17 protein-coding genes are annotated in these 15,799 nt (G+C 59.2%); 11 read left to right on the top strand and 6 right to left on the bottom strand.

Annotated elements, in window-relative coordinates; all coding sequences use genetic code 11:
• Positions 1-374: 374 nt before the first annotated feature.
• From DBP26_RS22835 to DBP26_RS22825, 3 genes are all read right to left on the bottom strand, one after another.
• The gene (locus DBP26_RS22835) at positions 375-935 is read right to left on the bottom strand and encodes a Smr/MutS family protein (protein ID WP_108239868.1); all 561 of its coding nucleotides are present in this window, start codon (positions 933-935) and stop codon (positions 375-377) included.
• Between the two features lie 96 nt (positions 936-1,031).
• Positions 1,032-1,352, bottom strand: a complete 321-nt coding sequence (locus DBP26_RS22830; protein ID WP_108239867.1) for a hypothetical protein — start codon at positions 1,350-1,352, stop codon at positions 1,032-1,034.
• A gap of 236 nt (positions 1,353-1,588) precedes the next feature.
• Positions 1,589-2,212, bottom strand: coding sequence for a cysteine hydrolase family protein (locus DBP26_RS22825; RefSeq protein ID WP_108239866.1), 624 nt, complete (start codon positions 2,210-2,212; stop codon positions 1,589-1,591).
• Positions 2,213-2,466: 254 nt separating this feature from the next.
• On the opposite strand from DBP26_RS22825, the gene prmB reads away from it, so the two are divergent.
• Positions 2,467-3,375, top strand: coding sequence for a 50S ribosomal protein L3 N(5)-glutamine methyltransferase (prmB, locus tag DBP26_RS22820; RefSeq protein WP_108239865.1), 909 nt, complete (start codon positions 2,467-2,469; stop codon positions 3,373-3,375).
• A 108-nt stretch (positions 3,376-3,483) separates the two neighbouring features.
• Here the strand turns inward: prmB and DBP26_RS22815 are convergent, their stop codons facing one another.
• Both DBP26_RS22815 and DBP26_RS22810 read right to left on the bottom strand, forming a co-directional pair.
• The gene (locus tag DBP26_RS22815) at positions 3,484-4,257 is read right to left on the bottom strand and encodes a hypothetical protein (protein ID WP_256602106.1); all 774 of its coding nucleotides are present in this window, start codon (positions 4,255-4,257) and stop codon (positions 3,484-3,486) included.
• A 136-nt stretch (positions 4,258-4,393) separates the two neighbouring features.
• The gene (locus DBP26_RS22810; RefSeq protein WP_108239863.1) at positions 4,394-5,389 is read right to left on the bottom strand and encodes an alpha/beta fold hydrolase; all 996 of its coding nucleotides are present in this window, start codon (positions 5,387-5,389) and stop codon (positions 4,394-4,396) included.
• 129 nt (positions 5,390-5,518) lie between these two features.
• Here DBP26_RS22810 and aroC point away from each other — a divergent pair, with 129 nt between their 5' ends.
• From aroC to DBP26_RS22790, 4 genes are all read left to right on the top strand, one after another.
• Entirely contained in the window at positions 5,519-6,610 is a 1,092-nt protein-coding gene (aroC, locus tag DBP26_RS22805; RefSeq protein ID WP_108239862.1) for a chorismate synthase, read from the top strand.
• A 37-nt stretch (positions 6,611-6,647) separates the two neighbouring features.
• Positions 6,648-7,793 carry an MFS transporter gene (locus DBP26_RS22800; RefSeq protein ID WP_108239861.1) on the top strand — a complete coding sequence of 382 codons (1,146 nt, stop codon included), beginning with the start codon at positions 6,648-6,650 and terminating at the stop codon, positions 7,791-7,793.
• Positions 7,794-7,894: 101 nt separating this feature from the next.
• Positions 7,895-8,425, top strand: coding sequence for an acireductone dioxygenase (locus tag DBP26_RS22795; RefSeq protein WP_108239860.1), 531 nt, complete (start codon positions 7,895-7,897; stop codon positions 8,423-8,425).
• A 341-nt stretch (positions 8,426-8,766) separates the two neighbouring features.
• The gene (locus DBP26_RS22790) at positions 8,767-9,483 is read left to right on the top strand and encodes a LuxR family transcriptional regulator (RefSeq protein ID WP_108239859.1); all 717 of its coding nucleotides are present in this window, start codon (positions 8,767-8,769) and stop codon (positions 9,481-9,483) included.
• Positions 9,484-9,641: 158 nt separating this feature from the next.
• Here DBP26_RS22790 and DBP26_RS22785 read toward each other — a convergent pair whose 3' ends face one another.
• Positions 9,642-9,920, bottom strand: a complete 279-nt coding sequence (locus tag DBP26_RS22785) for a DUF3509 domain-containing protein (protein ID WP_108239858.1) — start codon at positions 9,918-9,920, stop codon at positions 9,642-9,644.
• A gap of 580 nt (positions 9,921-10,500) precedes the next feature.
• Here DBP26_RS22785 and DBP26_RS22780 point away from each other — a divergent pair.
• The 6 genes from DBP26_RS22780 to DBP26_RS22755 all read left to right on the top strand — a co-directional run bounded on the left by DBP26_RS22780 (position 10,501) and on the right by DBP26_RS22755 (position 15,505).
• Positions 10,501-11,037 (top strand): ankyrin repeat domain-containing protein, encoded by a 537-nt coding sequence (locus DBP26_RS22780; protein WP_108239857.1) that lies wholly within the window; start codon positions 10,501-10,503, stop codon positions 11,035-11,037.
• A 93-nt stretch (positions 11,038-11,130) separates the two neighbouring features.
• On the top strand, positions 11,131-11,658 hold the full coding sequence (locus DBP26_RS22775) for a hypothetical protein (RefSeq protein ID WP_108239856.1): 528 nt from the start codon (positions 11,131-11,133) through the stop codon (positions 11,656-11,658).
• 118 nt (positions 11,659-11,776) lie between these two features.
• Positions 11,777-11,968, top strand: a complete 192-nt coding sequence (locus DBP26_RS22770; protein ID WP_108239855.1) for a PLD nuclease N-terminal domain-containing protein — start codon at positions 11,777-11,779, stop codon at positions 11,966-11,968.
• A gap of 382 nt (positions 11,969-12,350) precedes the next feature.
• Positions 12,351-14,423, top strand: coding sequence for an LTA synthase family protein (locus DBP26_RS22765; protein ID WP_108239854.1), 2,073 nt, complete (start codon positions 12,351-12,353; stop codon positions 14,421-14,423).
• A 255-nt stretch (positions 14,424-14,678) separates the two neighbouring features.
• Positions 14,679-14,915, top strand: coding sequence for a hypothetical protein (locus DBP26_RS22760; RefSeq protein WP_108239853.1), 237 nt, complete (start codon positions 14,679-14,681; stop codon positions 14,913-14,915).
• 251 nt (positions 14,916-15,166) lie between these two features.
• Positions 15,167-15,505, top strand: coding sequence for a ribonuclease E inhibitor RraB (locus DBP26_RS22755; protein ID WP_108239852.1), 339 nt, complete (start codon positions 15,167-15,169; stop codon positions 15,503-15,505).
• The last annotated feature ends 294 nt before the right edge of the window (positions 15,506-15,799 follow it).

The following is a 15,799-nucleotide window of genomic DNA, read 5'->3' as shown; positions in this document are numbered from 1 at the left end:
TGACCTTTACCTAACCTTTACCGAGTGCGTATGTCGAAATGTGTCCGTGCGCTGTCTGATTGAATGGGTAACAAATGCCCGGATGAAGAGAGTGAGTCTATGTTGAGCCGAATTGCGAAAATCGCACTGGTGATCGCCCTGACGTCGTCGGTTTCGGGATGTTTCTTCGGACCCGGATGGGGGCATCGTGGTGGCGGATGGCACGACCATCGCTACTTTGACGGCGGCCCGGGACCGGGCTACTACCATCGCTGAGTCTGGATGAACCGAAAAGGCCGCGACTGGAGGGATCCCTCGTCGCGGCCTTTCACATTCAGTCTCATCAGTAGCGCCACGGTTAACCGTCCCCAGTATAGCGGGCACGTGACGCGGCCTTATTCATCCCGTCCTTCCATCATGGTGCGCTTGAGCATCACGTATACCGCGCCTGCACCGCCGTGCCGAGCGATGCAGGAGGTGAAACCCAACACCTGTTGATGCTGACGCAACCAAGTGTTGACGTGGCTCTTGATCATCGGGCGTTTGCCATCCAGACGCACTGCCTTGCCATGGGTGACCCGAACACAGCGAATTTCCAGCTTCGTCGCTTCGGCGAGGAACGCCCACAGGGTCTCCCGTGCCAGTTCCACGCTCATGCCGTGCAGGTCGAGGCTGCCTTCGAAGCCGATCTGACCCAGCTTGAGCTTGCGCATCTGGCCTTCCTGGACCCCATCGCGGGCCCAGTACAGGGTGTCTTCAGGGCCGACGTCGATCACGAACTGATCGGACAGGCCGTCCACGGTAATCGTGGCATCCGAGCGCACCGTTGCGGCCTGCCGCAGTCGGGCCAGATGCTTACGGTCGGTTTTGGGTTTGCCTACATCGGCCTGTTCAGTCTTGATCGGCTTGACGCCACGGATCTCGTTTCTGAACAGGGAAAAGTCGTCGTCTTGCATGTCGGTCTCCGCGAAGGCCGCCAGTGTAACCAAGTCATGCCGCTTGCGGCGCGACGTGAAGCGATTTGACGGCCAAGCGGGACGTAGGGAAGGAGGTCAATCGTGTTTCTTCATCAGGTGCGCCGACATACTCAGCTCGCCCGCACGACGGCGGCGCAGGCGACTGCGGCGCCATAGCCAGACGCCGAAGTACAGCAACAACAGGCCAAAGACGAGCGTGACCACTGCGCCAGCGGGGCTGGCGTTCAGGTCACCCAGTGCGGGCGGGTGGCCGATCAGGCTCGCAACGGCCGCCATCGCCAGCAGTATGCCAAGCGTGGCCAGTAACGCCGAGATCGCCGCACCAATGCGCGCACGCCAGCTACGCTGGCCTTTGGGGCGCAAGCGACGGGCATCGAAACCATCGGATATCTTCATTCCGATTTCCTCCAGGGGTATCGGCGCTCTGACCGGCGTAGGCCGGTGTGGTTCCCATCAGGCGGGCGCTTCGTGGCGAACTGGGGCGTTTTATGGATAAGCGGTTATGTGAAAGGGGTCACATTCGCGCGGGACTTTATTTGTACGCTTTTTCTTCAGGAACTGTCGGAAAATCATGTCCGAGGCGCAAACAATGCGCTAGGTCCTACATGGCCAGTTCCTGAGAGGGCGATGCTTCAGATCAGGTTTTTGGTCAGCGCCAGTTTGGCGAAGTTGTCATTCATGATGGCCATCTCCGCCTGTTGCACCCGTTCGGCCTTGATCACGCCGGTAGGGGTCGGCAGGTCGCGGGTGGCACAGGCATCTTCGACCAGAGTGCAGCGGAAACCGTAGTCCTTGGTCGCCCTGACGGTGGTGCTGACGCTGGAATGGCTCATGAACCCGCAGACCACCAGGTCCAGACGTCCCAAATCTTCGAGCAGCTTGTGCAGGGTCTTGCGGTCGTCAGTGGCCAGTGTGCCGTTCAGGGCATTGGGCAACCGTTTTTCGATGACGTATTCGTCGCCCTGCGGGAGCAGTTCAGGGACGAATTTGCCGCGTTCGCCCTGCGGGTCGAACATGCCGCCCACTGTGCCGAGGTGGCGGACGTGGACGATCGGCGACTTGGCGGCACGTGCGGCGGCCACCAGCTTGACGATGTTGTCGATCGCCGCCTGGACACCGGTCAGCGCCAACGGGCCGCTCAAGTATTCCTTTTGTGCATCGATGATGATCAGCGTGGCATTACTCAAAGTGGCCGCTGCGTACTCACGGCCACTGAGTTGAAACATGGTCTTGGGACCGGTGTTTGAAACAGACATCTGGGGCTCCTTCGAGTGGGGCTTTTGCCACATTGTCCACTGGCAGAGCGATTCTGTGAATCTCAATGCGCACAGGCATCGCTTTTGCGCCGGGCGTAAAGCCGTCGAGCAGGTCGCGGTTTACCATCATATTGCCTGCAAAACGCCGAAAACGCCGAGGAAAGTTTTCCAGGCTGCCACTGGGTCTGGCGCGGGCATCGTTTGTTGAGGTGAGGGCTGTTAGAATCGCCCGTCGTTTTTTCAAGGAGTCTGCTGTGATCACTTCCCGCCTGCGCACCCTGCGCGATCATATCCGTTGGGCCGTCAGTCGCTTTCACGGGGAAGACCTGTTCTACGGTCACGGTACGGACAACGCCTGGGACGAAGCCCGTCAACTGGTGCTGGGTGCCCTGCACCTGCCTTGGGAGATTTCCGACAGTTACCTGGATTGCAATCTGGAAGACGACGAACTGGTCAATCTCCAGCGCTTGATCAAGCGCCGCGTCGAAGAACGTATTCCCACGGCCTACCTGTTAGGCGAAGCGTGGTTCTGCGGCATGTCCTTTATCGTTGACCCGCGCGTGCTGATTCCCCGGTCCCCGATTGGCGAGTTGATCGAGAGCCGCTTCGAACCCTGGTTGGCCCATGACCCTGCTCGCATCCTTGACCTCTGCACCGGCTCCGGCTGTATCGGCATCGCCTGCGCCGACGTGTTCCCGGACGCAGAGGTGGCGCTGGCCGACCTGTCGTTCGACGCGCTGGAGGTCGCGAACCGCAACATCGAGCGCCACGGCCTCGAAGAGCGCGTTTACACCGTCCAGGGCGATGGCTTCGACGGGTTGCCGGGGCAGCGTTTCGATCTGATCGTGTCCAACCCGCCCTACGTGGACGCTGAAGACTTCGCCGACATGCCCGACGAATACCAGCACGAGCCTGAATTGGCGCTGGCCTGTGGCGCCGACGGATTGAACCTGGTCCGGCGCATGCTGGCCCAGGCTGCCGATCACCTGACCGAGAAGGGGCTTCTGATCGTCGAAGTGGGGAACAGTCAGGTCCATGTCGAAGCGCTGTACCCGGAAGTGGATTTCGCCTGGCTGGAGTTCCAGCGGGGTGGGCATGGTGTGTTCATGCTCACGGCGGAACAGTGCCGGGTTCATCAGGCGTTGTTTGCAGCGCGCGTCTGACTTTTCCTGATGACCGGGTAGGGGTACTTGCGCGAGTGATCGCGCAAGTGTCACTGCACCAGCCGGTGCGCAAAAAAACGCAGACCGGCCGATCTGTGGGTGGCGGTCTTATCGGTGCGTCGCAATCCAGATCAGTAACCCGGCCTGAAACACCGCAAAGGTCACCAGGCAGGCGATGGTGAAACGCAGCCCGCTGTCATCGCGGCGGTACTTGTTGACCTTTTCCTCGGCTTTCTTGATCTCCACTTCCTGTTCGAGAATTCGCTGTTCAGCCTGCTGCAACATGTGCGCGGCCTCGAGGATCTCGACGATCTGCACCTTGTCGGCGTTCCAGGTGTTGTTGAGGTTGCCGACCTTGGCGTCCTTGATGCTGCCCTTGAGGTGTTGAGGGTCAGCATAAGCCACTTCGAAGCCTTGTTTTTTAAGGAAGTGATCCCGGCGTTGGCGCGTGTCCTCGTTCAGCGCGTCCTTGTTCGCCAGCGCCGTGCCTTCGATGCGGTATTCGGACCAGCGCTTCTGCGCCCAATGGACTCCCTGGGCCAGCATGAAGCGCCCCAATCCTCGGTTCCAGGGTTCGATCTGCAAACCGGATTCAGGGCCCACCCGCACCGTCTTCAGCGTGTGGTCAACCCAGATGTCCAATCGATTCTGTTCCTTGCGGGTCTTCTGCCCGGGCAGGTGATAGCTCATGCGCAGCAGGCTGAACTCCCGGTTATGGCGTTCGGCACGGCCGAATTCCACGAAGCGCAGCGGGCGACCACCCGTTGCGCGGTCGGTCGGCAGGGGCGCCAGGCGCAGCATCGAAAAGTGCTCGGCCTGGACCTCTTCCCACAACACCGGGGAGGCGACTTCTCCGTCTTGTCCTTCAGTCGGGGCGGCCATTTCGGCCTGCGTTGTAGCTTCTGTCATGACGGCGATCCTGATGTCCACATGGCCTGGCAAACACACTGCCAGCCTTTCGATATCGGCCGTTTACAGCAAAACTGAAGAGAAAGCCCATCGCGGCTCGCTGATGTGTTCAGGTGGCAGGCAGCGAACCGATGAATTTCAGGATCCGGTCAGTCAGTTCGCTGGCCAGCGGCAGTTGCGGATCCTTATAGGAAGCCAACTGGCGCTTCATGTCCATCGGCACGATACGCAACACATGGTTCATGCCGTCGATGATCGCCAGTTGCGAATCGGGCTTGGCCTTGTGCAGCAACTCGGCGTCACCCACCCCGACCTGCATGTCGTTGCGGCCCTGCACGATGAGTGTCGGGATGCGCAACCGACCGAACGCCTCGGCAGGTTTTTGCCGAAACAGTGAAATCAGGTAGGGCTGCACACTCGGGCGAAACACCACCTGCAAGGGCTCGGGGACGTCGTCGTCGGTCTTGCCCGCCTTGATGGCCTCGATCAATGCCTCGCTGCGCGCCAGCAGGGGTGGGGGCAGTCGGTACTGCAATTGTTCGCGCACCACCTGATCCACCGGACGGCCCGTGCCGGCGACGGAAATCAATGCCGTGGCGCCTGCGCGCTCTGCCGCCAGTGTGGCGACCAGCGCGCCCTCGCTGTGGCCCATCAGAATCAACTGGCCCAGGCGTGGATCGGCTTTCAGTTTCGCAGCCCAGGCGACTGCGTCGTCGACGTATTTGTCGATGCTCAGGTCGCGTTCATCGGGTGTGGCGGGGCGGCTGGCAGCTACGCCCCGTTTGTCGTAGCGAACGCTGGCGATGTTGTGACGGGCCAGAATCAGCGCCAGTCGCTTGAGGCTGTCGTTGCGCCCCCCATCGGAATTGTTGCCGTCCCGGTCGGTAGGGCCGGAACCGGCGATGATCAACACCACCGGCACCGGTTGGGTGGACTTGGGCAACAGCAACGTGCCGAAAAGCTCGCCGCTGCCGGTCTCCAGCGAGATCGGGCGTTGCAGCACCACCGGCGTCCCGGCGTGAGCAATGGAAGAGAGTAAAGTGAGGGTCAAAGCGATTACTCGCAGCGGCAGCAAGCCGCGAATCAGGGACATACCACGTAGCATCGCAAGGCCATCGTCAAGAAAGTGTCAATTGGACGCGACTATTTGCATAAGGTTCGAGGGTGAACTGCGCGTTCAGCCTGCGTATACTGGCGCCCTCGTGATTTTGGTCGTTTTTTCGGAGCCTCCCGCATGTCCGGCAATACCTTCGGCAAGCTGTTCTCGGTCACCACCGCTGGCGAAAGCCATGGTCCGGCGCTGGTCGCCATCGTCGATGGCTGCCCGCCAGGTGTCGAGCTGTCGGTGGAAGACCTGCAGCGGGATCTGGACCGTCGCAAACCGGGTACCAGCCGCCACACCACTCAGCGCCAGGAGGCCGACGAGGTCGAAATCCTGTCCGGTGTTTTCGAAGGCAGGACCACCGGGACGTCCATCGGGCTGCTGATCCGCAACACCGACCAGAAATCCAAGGATTATTCGCAGATCAAGGACCTGTTCCGGCCTGCCCACGCCGATTACACCTACCACCATAAGTACGGCGTGCGTGATTACCGCGGCGGTGGCCGCAGTTCGGCGCGGGAAACCGCCATGCGCGTGGCCGCTGGCGCCATCGCCAAGAAATACCTGCTGACGCAAGGCATCACCGTGCGTGGCTACATGAGTCAACTAGGGCCGATCGAAATCCCTTTCAAAACCTGGGATTCGGTCGAGCAGAACGCCTTTTTCAGTCCGGATCCGGACAAGGTCCCGGAACTGGAAGCCTACATGGACCAACTGCGCCGGGATCAGGACTCGGTCGGCGCGAAGATCACCGTGGTGGCCGAAGGCGTCATGCCTGGCCTGGGCGAGCCGATCTTCGACCGTCTGGATGCTGAACTGGCCCACGCCTTAATGAGCATCAACGCGGTCAAGGGCATCGAGATCGGCGCAGGTTTCGACAGCATCGCCCAGCGGGGCACCGAGCACCGAGACGAATTGACCCCTGAAGGGTTCCTTTCGAACAACGCCGGCGGCATCCTCGGTGGCATCTCTTCGGGCCAGCCAATCATCGCGCACCTGGCTTTGAAGCCGACATCCAGTATCACCGTGCCCGGCCGTTCGATCGACGTGAACGGCCAGGCGCTGGACATGGTTACCAAGGGCCGCCATGACCCCTGCGTCGGCATCCGTGCCACACCGATTGCCGAAGCGATGATGGCCATTGTGTTGCTTGATCACCTGATGCGCCACCGGGGGCAAAACCAGGACGTGCGCGTCACGACACCGGTTCTGGGCCAACTGTAATGCCGGTCTGCGGCGCGGCCGCCACGGGCGCTTGACGGTGGCCGCGCTTCCTTATTGGCGACTGTCGAGTTTCTATCTTTTCTACTTCGCCTTGCTCGGTTCGACGGTGCCGTTCCTGGCGCTGTATTTTCACCACTTGGGCTTTTCCAGCGCGCGGATTGGCGAGCTCGTGGCCATTCCCATGTTGATGCGCTGTATCGCGCCGAATGTCTGGGGCTGGCTGGGGGATTACACGGGCCAGCGTCTGGCGATCATGCGCCTCGGGGCGGTCTGCACCCTCGGCTGTTTGTCACTGATTCTGGTCGACACCTCCTACGCCTGGCTGGCAATGGTCATGGCATCGTACGCGTTCTTTTGGCATGCAGTGCTGCCGCAATTCGAAGTCATCACGCTCGCCCATCTGCAGGGGCAGACGGCCCGTTACAGCCAGATCCGTCTGTGGGGGTCGATCGGCTTCATGCTGACGGTGGTGGGGCTGGGGCGCCTGTTAGATTGGCTCAGTCTGGATGTCTATCCGCAAACCTTGCTGCTGATCATGACCGTGGTCGTGATCAGCAGCAGTTGGGTGCCCAACACACCGCCTGCGACGAGCAGTCAGCCTGTGGCGGAGGCGGGATTGCTGGCGCGATTGCTCAGCCCAGGCGTGCTGACGTTTTACGCCTGTGTGGCGTTGATGCAGCTCAGTCACGGCCCGTACTACACCTTTCTGACCTTGCACCTGGAACATTTGGGCTACAGCCGCGGCGTTATTGGCCTTGTGTGGGCCGTGGGAGTGCTCGCTGAGGTGCTGATGTTTCTGGCGATGAGCCGCGTCCTGAAACACTTCAGTATCCGTCAGGTGTTGATTGCCAGTTTTTCCCTGGCCGCTTTGCGCTGGTTGCTGCTGGGAAGCTTTGCGGACCAACTGCCGATGCTGATCGTCGCGCAATCCTTGCACGCGGCCACCTTCGGCAGCTTTCACGCGTCGGCGATCCAGTTTGTGCAGCGCAGCTTCGGTGCGCGCCAGCAAGGGCAGGGGCAAGCCCTATACGCGGCATTGTCCGGCACGGGTGGCGCGCTGGGGGCCTTGTTTTCCGGCTATGCCTGGAATGCGCTTGGCGCTCGCGGCACATTCGCCATGGCCAGCCTGATCGCCCTGATTGCGGCGCTGCTGGCGTTTACCCGCATGCGAAAAGAGCCCTGAATGTGCCGCCTGTGCTGTGACAGAATCCGTTCGTCTGACTCATCCTGCGTCTGGCCGAGCCTGGCTCGGCGAACGTCGACTGCATCAAGGAACCCCTGCAAATGAGCATCCTTTTCGTCAATCACGTTGCATCCCCTGGGTTGCCCGACAAAGTCCTGACCCATCCGGAGGATATTGCCTCGACGCTCCGCGAGCAGGGCATCCTCTTCGATCGTCTGGCGTTGAACGCCACGATCAACACGGGTGCGAGCCCGGAGGACGTGCTGGATGCCTGCCGCGCCCAGATCGATCAACTGATGACCCAGCAGGGTCATGCCGGAGTTGAGGTCATCCTTGTCGACGAGGCCACGCAACGCGGGAGCTGGCGCGCCGAACATCAGCACAGTGCGGACGATTTGCGCGTGGTGGTAGCCGGGCGCGGGCTGTTGTCGTTGCGCGTCGGCGACTTCGTCTATTCCGTGCTCTGCGAGAAAAACGACCTGATCGCGGTTCCCGCCGGCACCCGTCGGTGGCTGGACCTGGGGGACCATCCACGGTTCGTCGCCATTCGGCTATTCAAGGATGAGAGCGGACGGCAAATGGTTGTGACCGGCGATTCTATTGCCGAGGCATTTCCTGGGCTCGACGATTGAGGGACAGGTTGGCGCCCCTTTCCACCGCTCGTTGAGCTGCTTTTACCTCAGACGGCTCCTGCTTCGGCAGGGGCCGTTTTGTTTCATAAAAGGCAAAAATGTAAGCACGTTTTGGTAATTTTGTGGGAAGTGGCCTGTTTCCTAGTCAGGCATGCCTGTTTGTTTTTCCCCTTGTGTTTAACCCGCTCAGACTGTGTAACCCTTCGCCTGTCGGACCCTGGCGGTTTCTGAACAGAGGCTTGAACGTGACCATTTGCGCAGTGGGTCAACGGAAACCGTAATTTTTACAACTCTAAAAGGGCAATCAGGGACGGCACAGGACGTTTTAAACGGAGGGGAAGATGAAAAACGTACAGACAGGGACGCTGAGCCCGTTGATCGAACACATGGTGAGCAGCATCACCGATCAGGATGGCAGTTCCGCGATCGAAAATGCGTTGGAGTGGTTGAGGCAGGAATGCCGCTGTGAGCGCGCCATGCTTTACCAGTACCGTGAGGGCACATTACTCAGTTGCATCACGTCCAACGTGGACAGCTACTGGAGAGAGCTGTACGCGCAAGGGCGGTTGATGATCGAAGACCCGGTGGTCCGCTGTTATCGCCAGACGCTGGGTTTTCTGAACTGGGAGGACGCTTTTCAACATTACCCACCTTCGTCAGCTTACATCGCGGCCGTGCAGGATTGCGCGCTGTTGCCCGCAGTTTCTTATGGATACAGCAGTGAAAACCGGGCCAACCGGGGTGTCGTGACCGTCTGTTCGCTCAACGGCATGCAGCGTCCATTGAGTCACAATGATCGCTACCTGCTGACCAGCCTGGTCCCCATGCTGCATGTCGCCGGAAAGGGCCGGGAATTTCAGACCCGCGCACTTACTCCCAAGGAGCTCGAGATTCTCAAATGGGCTCGGGAGGGAAAGACGGCTTGGGAAATCGCTTTGATCAAGGAAGTGTCGGAAGCAACGGTGAAGCACCATTTCAAAAGTATCTACGCCAAGCTGGGGGTGACCAATCGCGCTCAGGCTGTCGGTGAGGCGCTCTGTCGAGGAATTATCCGATAACGGATGGCCTTCCCGTGAGGGTGCCAGGCAGGCGACGAGGGAAAGAAAAACCGCGATGGCCATCAGGCGATCGCGGTTCTCAGAATCAGATGCGCGGGATCATGCGGGCGAGCGGCGAGGCGTGTCAGGCGTACATCCCGCGGAGCCAGTACGCTGATTCAGCGAGTGTGGTAGGTCGGCAAATCGAACCGGTGCTGACTTTGCAACATTGAAATGGCGGGCAATTCGCTTGCCTGAGCCGCCAGATCGCGGCGAATGGCGCTGATGACCCATTCCAGCTGCACCGGCGTATGAAGCTGAGCGTAAGAAACCGAGCGACGCACGGATTTGCCTTCGCCGTTGCGCAGTGTCAGCAGTACGCCACCGTCAGGGCGCGGCTGGGTGGTGACTTCGTAGTCGGAAAATACGGAAGCGAATTTTTCTTGGATGAAAGTCATGTCTAGCGGCTCCATTGCTCAGTGATTACAAGCTTGGAAGTACTAGTGCAGTGACTGTGCCAGTCTGAGGTGAGAAATAAATATCTTTAAAATCAGGCAGTTATAAAATTTCTGCTTTTTTGATTTCGTGCATTTTGCATGAATGCCTCTTCGGGGTACTGCATTTTGCCGGAGCGGAGATCAGCCGAAGGGAAGGAGGAGGGGGCCGACATTGAAGCTGTTGAAGGATGAGACAGCGATCCTTGGGATTTATTTCACGGTGTGTCCGCAATTTTCCAGAACGTGGATCTTTGGCTTTTCTATCGGGTTGATGGGGAAACTTTGCTGGCTGAATGGGGACGAATTATGCGAATTTGCCAACACTTCACACTCGCGCTGACTTTGGCTCTGTGTGAAAAGTCTTGAGACGAAGGTCAGGCAAGGCGAAAACCGCCGAGGAAGCGGAGTTTAAGGGTTGTAAACGAGCATTCCGAGGCGTTTTTTAACGCAGCATCACCGAGTATCAAGGCTTTTCAGGCAGAGCCTGGAGTCGCGCAGCCCACCATGGATGCCAATCAGGCGTGCTTTAGGAGTAACGAAAATGTCTGACACCTCGAAAACGCCGGATACCGCTACACGCATGTCCGACGAAGAAGCCCTCGAATTTGCCGAGCAGGTGTTCGACCGCGCGCGGGCGGGCGATGCCCACATGCTGGACCGTCTGTTGGAAAGCGGCCTGACCCCGAATTTGCGTAACCATAAAGGCGACACGCTGCTGATGCTGGCTGCGTATCACGGGCATCAAGATGCGGTGAAAGTGCTGCTCAAACACAAAGCCGATCCGGAAATACGCAATGACAACGGTCAGAGCCCGATTGCCGGCGCGGCCTTCAAAGGTGACCTCGACGTGGTGAAGCTCTTGGTCGAAGGCGGGGCAGAGGTGGAAGGTGCGTCAGTTGACGGTCGGACAGCGCTGATGATGGCGGCAATGTTCAATCGAACGGCTATCGTCGATTATCTGATTTCCCAAGGAGCCAATCCCCACATCCAGGACGCCAAGGGTGTAACGCCCTTGATGGCCGCGCAAACCATGGGTGCGACGGATACCGCCGAGCAACTTACCCGCCTGGGCGTTTGACGAGCCGCCTTGCCTGGCTGGAGTGCGCAATAGAGGCGCGAAGGATTTCCGGTTATCCTTCGCGCCTGTTTTTTGCCCTCGGATACCATCGTCATGAAAGCTTCGCTTCTCGAATTCATCAGCAAGATCAGCTCGGGCTGCATGCGCGAAGAGGACATCGAAAAGATCGCCGATGAAGCCGAGCAGGCTTATGCCGACCCTGACGCATTTCTCGCCGCTAACCCGGACATCAACTACGACGACACCTTCCCAATTCCGTTGGGGGAGTGGGTGATCGTGGGCAGTCTCCCGGAAACCGTTCTGTTCCAGGCGGACAATTATGTGGACCTTCTGGCTGAGATCACCGCCTCGTTCGGCCCTCAGGTTGTGTTCAACATCAAACCGAAACAACTGGCGAAAGCCGAGTCACTGACCGCCTTGAACCGCATCCAGATCCAACTCAGCAGCATGAACAAGGAAATGGGAGGCTATGTGCTGATGAACCTCAGCGAGCCACTGGACGATGAGCTTCAGACCGTACTGGTCTATGGCAATGATAAGGCCCGAGTGATGGAACTCGGCGTAGAGCTGGGCATCCTGATCGAGCCCGCGCTCGATGCACTCAAAGCTCGAGAGGCTTAAGGCCTACCTGTCTATCGGCAGATGCGCCGATCCTTCTTCAAATATCGCACGCCGCCTATGGAACCCTCATTTAGCGCGCCACTCCTAACTGGGCAAGCTTTCAATAAGGAGCGTCACCATGGGTTCCACCTTCAATGGTCTGGTTGGATTGATCATTCTTGCCCTCGACATCTGGGCCATTCTCAACGTGTTGAAGAGCGGCGCAGAAACCGGCATGAAGATTCTCTGGGTTCTGCTGATCGCACTGTTGCCAGTGCTGGGGCTGATTATCTGGGCCATCGCGGGCCCGCGGGGCAACGTCCGAGTCTAGATCCGGATTGGCCTTACGTTTCAAAGCAACGCCTGATGACCCGTTCATCGGGCGTTTTTCGTTTCTAGGTGGCGTTATGGTCGTCAGTGCTTCCCCGTGCGCAAACTCCTAAAAAAGGCTTTGTAAGAAAATATTAGAAATCCTCCTGGACCACGGAATTTTCACGGCCTTTTCCGGAGAATGCCGGCCGCTTGACGTGTCCCCGGCTGAACGACGCCTGAAGTGACGCAGCGCATCATGGTGAAGAATGCATCGCATAGGTGGTAAAGGCCGGGCGATCACGTACTATTTGCCACCCGCGACCCTGTGCTGCCTTTCGTTGTCACAGGCGCACCGTGCTCATCAACGCCCATAAACCTGCTTCCAACGGATCCCAAGACACATGGCCAAACCGGACGCTTCGGCCCGCGCGCCGCAACCCACCGTCAAATCGCACCTGGCGTACACGCTTTTGAGCGGCCTGGCGCTGATGGTGCTGTACACCCTGCTGCGCGTCGCGCTGCTGGTCTACAACCGTGAAGGCATCGGCGCCACGCCAGCCTCGACATTCATCGAGGCGTTCGGCAACGGCTTGCGTTTCGACCTGCGGCTGGTGGTCTACATCTTGATTCCGTTGCTGCTGGCCCTGTTCAGTGCGCGGCTGATGGCCGCCCGGGGCCTGTTTCGTGTCTGGCTGACGCTGGTGGCGAGTCTGACCACGTTCTTCGGCCTGATGGAGATGGACTTCTACCGCGAGTTTCACCAGCGCTTGAATGGTCTGGTGTTCCAGTACGTGAAAGAAGACCCGAAAACCGTCCTGAGCATGATCTGGTACGGCTACCCGGTCGTGCGCTACCTGCTGGCGTGGGCGTTGCTGACCTGGCTGTTGAGTCTGGTGTTCAAGGGCATCGATCACGCCACTCGGCCGCGCGGTGGTTTCAATGTGGGCAGCGCCAGCAACCGTGCCGTGGCCCCGTGGTACGCCCGGATCGGCGTGTTCGTCGTCTGCCTGCTGATCGCCGTGATTGCCGCCCGAGGCACCCTGCGTCAAGGGCCGCCGCTGCGTTGGGGTGATGCCTATACCACCGAATCGAACTTCGCCAACACCCTGGGCCTGAACGGCACCTTGACCCTGATCGCCGCTGCCAAGAGTCGGCTCTCCGAAGATCGCGACAACATCTGGAAGGCCACACTGCCGCAGCCCGAGGCGCAGCAGACCGTGCGTGACATGCTCCTGACCGCCAACGACAAACTGGTCGATGCCGACAAGGCTGCGGTCCGTCGTGAGTTCACACCACCGGCCGGCAATACGCTGCCGATCAAGAACGTGGTCGTCATTCTGATGGAAAGCTTCGCCGGTCACTCGGTGGGGGCACTGGGCGACGAATCCAACATCACGCCTTATTTCGACAAGCTGGCTGAAGAAGGCCTGCTGTTCGATCACTTCTTCTCCAACGGCACGCACACGCACCAGGGCATGTTCGCCACGATGGCGTGCTTCCCGAACCTGCCGGGCTTCGAGTACCTGATGCAGACGCCGGAAGGCAGCCACAAACTGTCGGGTTTGCCTCAATTGCTCAGCGCGCGTAAATACGACGACGTGTACGTCTACAATGGCGATTTCGCCTGGGACAACCAGTCCGGCTTCTTCAGCAACCAGGGCATGACCAACTTCATCGGGCGCAACGATTTCGTCAATCCGGTGTTTTCTGACCCGACGTGGGGTGTATCCGACCAGGACATGTTCGACCGCGGCGCTCTGGAGCTAAAGGATCGTGATGCCAAGGGCAAGCCGTTCTACGCACTGTTGCAAACCCTGTCCAACCACACGCCTTACGCACTGCCGGCCAACCTGCCGGTGGAGCGCGTGACCGGCCACGGCACGCTGGATGAGCACCTGACGGCTATGCGCTATTCCGACTGGGCGCTTGGCCAATTCTTCGAGAAGGCCAAGAAAGAGCCGTATTACAAAGACACTTTATTCGTCGTCGTCGGGGACCATGGGTTCGGCAATAACGAGCAGATCACCGAAATGGACCTGGGTCGCTTCAACGTGCCCATGCTGATGATCGCACCGGGCCTGCAGGACAAGTTCGGCAAGCGCAGCAGTATCGTCGGTACGCAGATCGACATCGTGCCGACCATCATGGGCCGCCTGGGCGGCGATACCGTGCACCAATGCTGGGGCCGTGACCTGCTGAACCTGCCTGCGGGTGACCAAGGCTTCGGCGTCATCAAGCCGTCGGGGAGCGAGCAGACCGTGGCTATCGTCACCGGCAACCGCATTCTGATCGAGCCCAAGGAAATGGAGCCGAAGATCTACAGTTACGAACTGGGCACGCACCCTCACGCCGAACTGGTGCCCGATGCGCCGGACGTCGCGGAGTTGCGCAAGAAGCTCGACAGTTTCCTGCAGACCGCAACCAAGAGCCTGCTGGACAATACGGCAGGGGTGAAGGACGCCAAGCCACAGTAAGCCATCCACTGCAAACGCCCCGGTTACGGGGCGTTTTTCATTGAGGCGCGTGTAGGTGCAGACACTGGGCACGCTCACGTGAGCGCGCTGACGGCTCTGTCGTCACGTGAGCACAAGCTTACCCCCAAGGCGCTGAAATGGGCGGTGTTTCCCTCTGAATCAGTGTGCACCTACCGCTCATTTGGGTGGAACGCCGTTCTCGGCCAAAGGTCAAGATCAGTAAGCCGGTTGTCGGCCCTGACTGAGGAGACATTGATGAAAGTCTGGACCATTTCGTTTCTCGATAAAGAAGGTGTGCCGCAGACCCTCGATCTCGAATCCGAGCACCGTCCCAGTGAAGAAGAAGCGGCCCAGCACTTGCGCCCGCATCTGTTTCCGGTCACTCATGAGCTCGATCTGAACGATTTGGAAGGGCGGACCGAAGATCCGACTGTCAAGACACTCAAGGAACAGAACGCGGTACAGATCATTTCCATCATCGAAGCAACCTGAAAAAACCTTTCAAATGACCGTGCGTTGCCAATTGGCAACGTGTTGGCATTGGGCGTAATCTGCAGACGGGGCCGGCGAAGTATCTACCCGTGCCAGCACGTGTGACGACTGCCTGTTGGGTAAAAACTGCACCGGCCTTGTCAGCGACATGCTTGAGTCCCGGGTGGCGGATGACCTGCTGCTCGATGCCTCCCACGGAGGCGTTTGGGGATCGTTGAAACTCTATCTATCGTTGCATAGGAGGACGTTTCATGAGCACGACCTATCAAGAAGACATCAGCAGCCATGTGCTGCGCCGCATGAAGGAAAGCGGTTTCGATTTCGCGCGCATCTATCCCATCGAGTTTTACGCCGTTTTTCCCGATGAGGAACGGGCGCGTCAGGCTGCCGAAAAGTTTCGTGGCGAATCCCTCAACACACAGATCAATGCCCGTGAGGACGGCGCATGGCACCTGCAAGTCAGCAAAGTGATGTATGCCACCTACGATGGCATTGGTGATTTCGAACAAGACCTGCAAAGCGCGATTTTTGGTCTGGATGGACAAGTCGAGGGCTGGGGCGTCAAGCAGGAAGTCAGACGGTATCACTGACTCGAGGGGGACTACGTGGTCGCATGGCTCTCTCGCGTTGGCGATCTTTGATCGCCCCGCCCGGTGAGCTGTGCTGATCCCCCGCCGACAGGTCCATGGCCAAGCAGAGTCGAAAGTGGGTTCGCGGCACGGCCGTCGAAAACAGGGCAAAAAAAAAAGCCGCTCGGGTAGGAGCGGCGGAAAGGGAATTTCGTTGAAGCGATCGTTTACGCAGATGTCGCTCATGCAGCCAGGAGTGAGATTTTGCTGCGGGATGGAGGGAGTATGGGCAAACCCATCCCAGCCCGGAAATCA

This window comes from Pseudomonas sp. RIT409 (genome assembly GCF_003052515.2).
In the GTDB taxonomy this organism is placed as follows: Bacteria; Pseudomonadota; Gammaproteobacteria; order Pseudomonadales; family Pseudomonadaceae; genus Aquipseudomonas.
This window is presented reverse-complemented; position numbering and strand designations above follow the sequence as displayed.

Coding starts and splice junctions, on each gene's coding strand:
- DBP26_RS22835 (WP_108239868.1), bottom strand. CDS start 935: ATGCAAGACGACGACTTTTCCCTGTTCAGAAACGAGATCCGTGGCGTC.
- DBP26_RS22830 (WP_108239867.1), bottom strand. CDS start 1,352: ATGAAGATATCCGATGGTTTCGATGCCCGTCGCTTGCGCCCCAAAGGC.
- DBP26_RS22825 (WP_108239866.1), bottom strand. CDS start 2,212: ATGTCTGTTTCAAACACCGGTCCCAAGACCATGTTTCAACTCAGTGGC.
- DBP26_RS22815 (WP_256602106.1), bottom strand. CDS start 4,257: ATGGCCGCCCCGACTGAAGGACAAGACGGAGAAGTCGCCTCCCCGGTG.
- DBP26_RS22810 (WP_108239863.1), bottom strand. CDS start 5,389: ATGCTACGTGGTATGTCCCTGATTCGCGGCTTGCTGCCGCTGCGAGTA.
- aroC (WP_108239862.1), top strand. CDS start 5,519: ATGTCCGGCAATACCTTCGGCAAGCTGTTCTCGGTCACCACCGCTGGC.
- DBP26_RS22795 (WP_108239860.1), top strand. CDS start 7,895: ATGAGCATCCTTTTCGTCAATCACGTTGCATCCCCTGGGTTGCCCGAC.
- DBP26_RS22790 (WP_108239859.1), top strand. CDS start 8,767: ATGAAAAACGTACAGACAGGGACGCTGAGCCCGTTGATCGAACACATG.
- DBP26_RS22785 (WP_108239858.1), bottom strand. CDS start 9,920: ATGACTTTCATCCAAGAAAAATTCGCTTCCGTATTTTCCGACTACGAA.
- DBP26_RS22780 (WP_108239857.1), top strand. CDS start 10,501: ATGTCTGACACCTCGAAAACGCCGGATACCGCTACACGCATGTCCGAC.
- DBP26_RS22775 (WP_108239856.1), top strand. CDS start 11,131: ATGAAAGCTTCGCTTCTCGAATTCATCAGCAAGATCAGCTCGGGCTGC.
- DBP26_RS22770 (WP_108239855.1), top strand. CDS start 11,777: ATGGGTTCCACCTTCAATGGTCTGGTTGGATTGATCATTCTTGCCCTC.
- DBP26_RS22765 (WP_108239854.1), top strand. CDS start 12,351: ATGGCCAAACCGGACGCTTCGGCCCGCGCGCCGCAACCCACCGTCAAA.
- DBP26_RS22760 (WP_108239853.1), top strand. CDS start 14,679: ATGAAAGTCTGGACCATTTCGTTTCTCGATAAAGAAGGTGTGCCGCAG.
- DBP26_RS22755 (WP_108239852.1), top strand. CDS start 15,167: ATGAGCACGACCTATCAAGAAGACATCAGCAGCCATGTGCTGCGCCGC.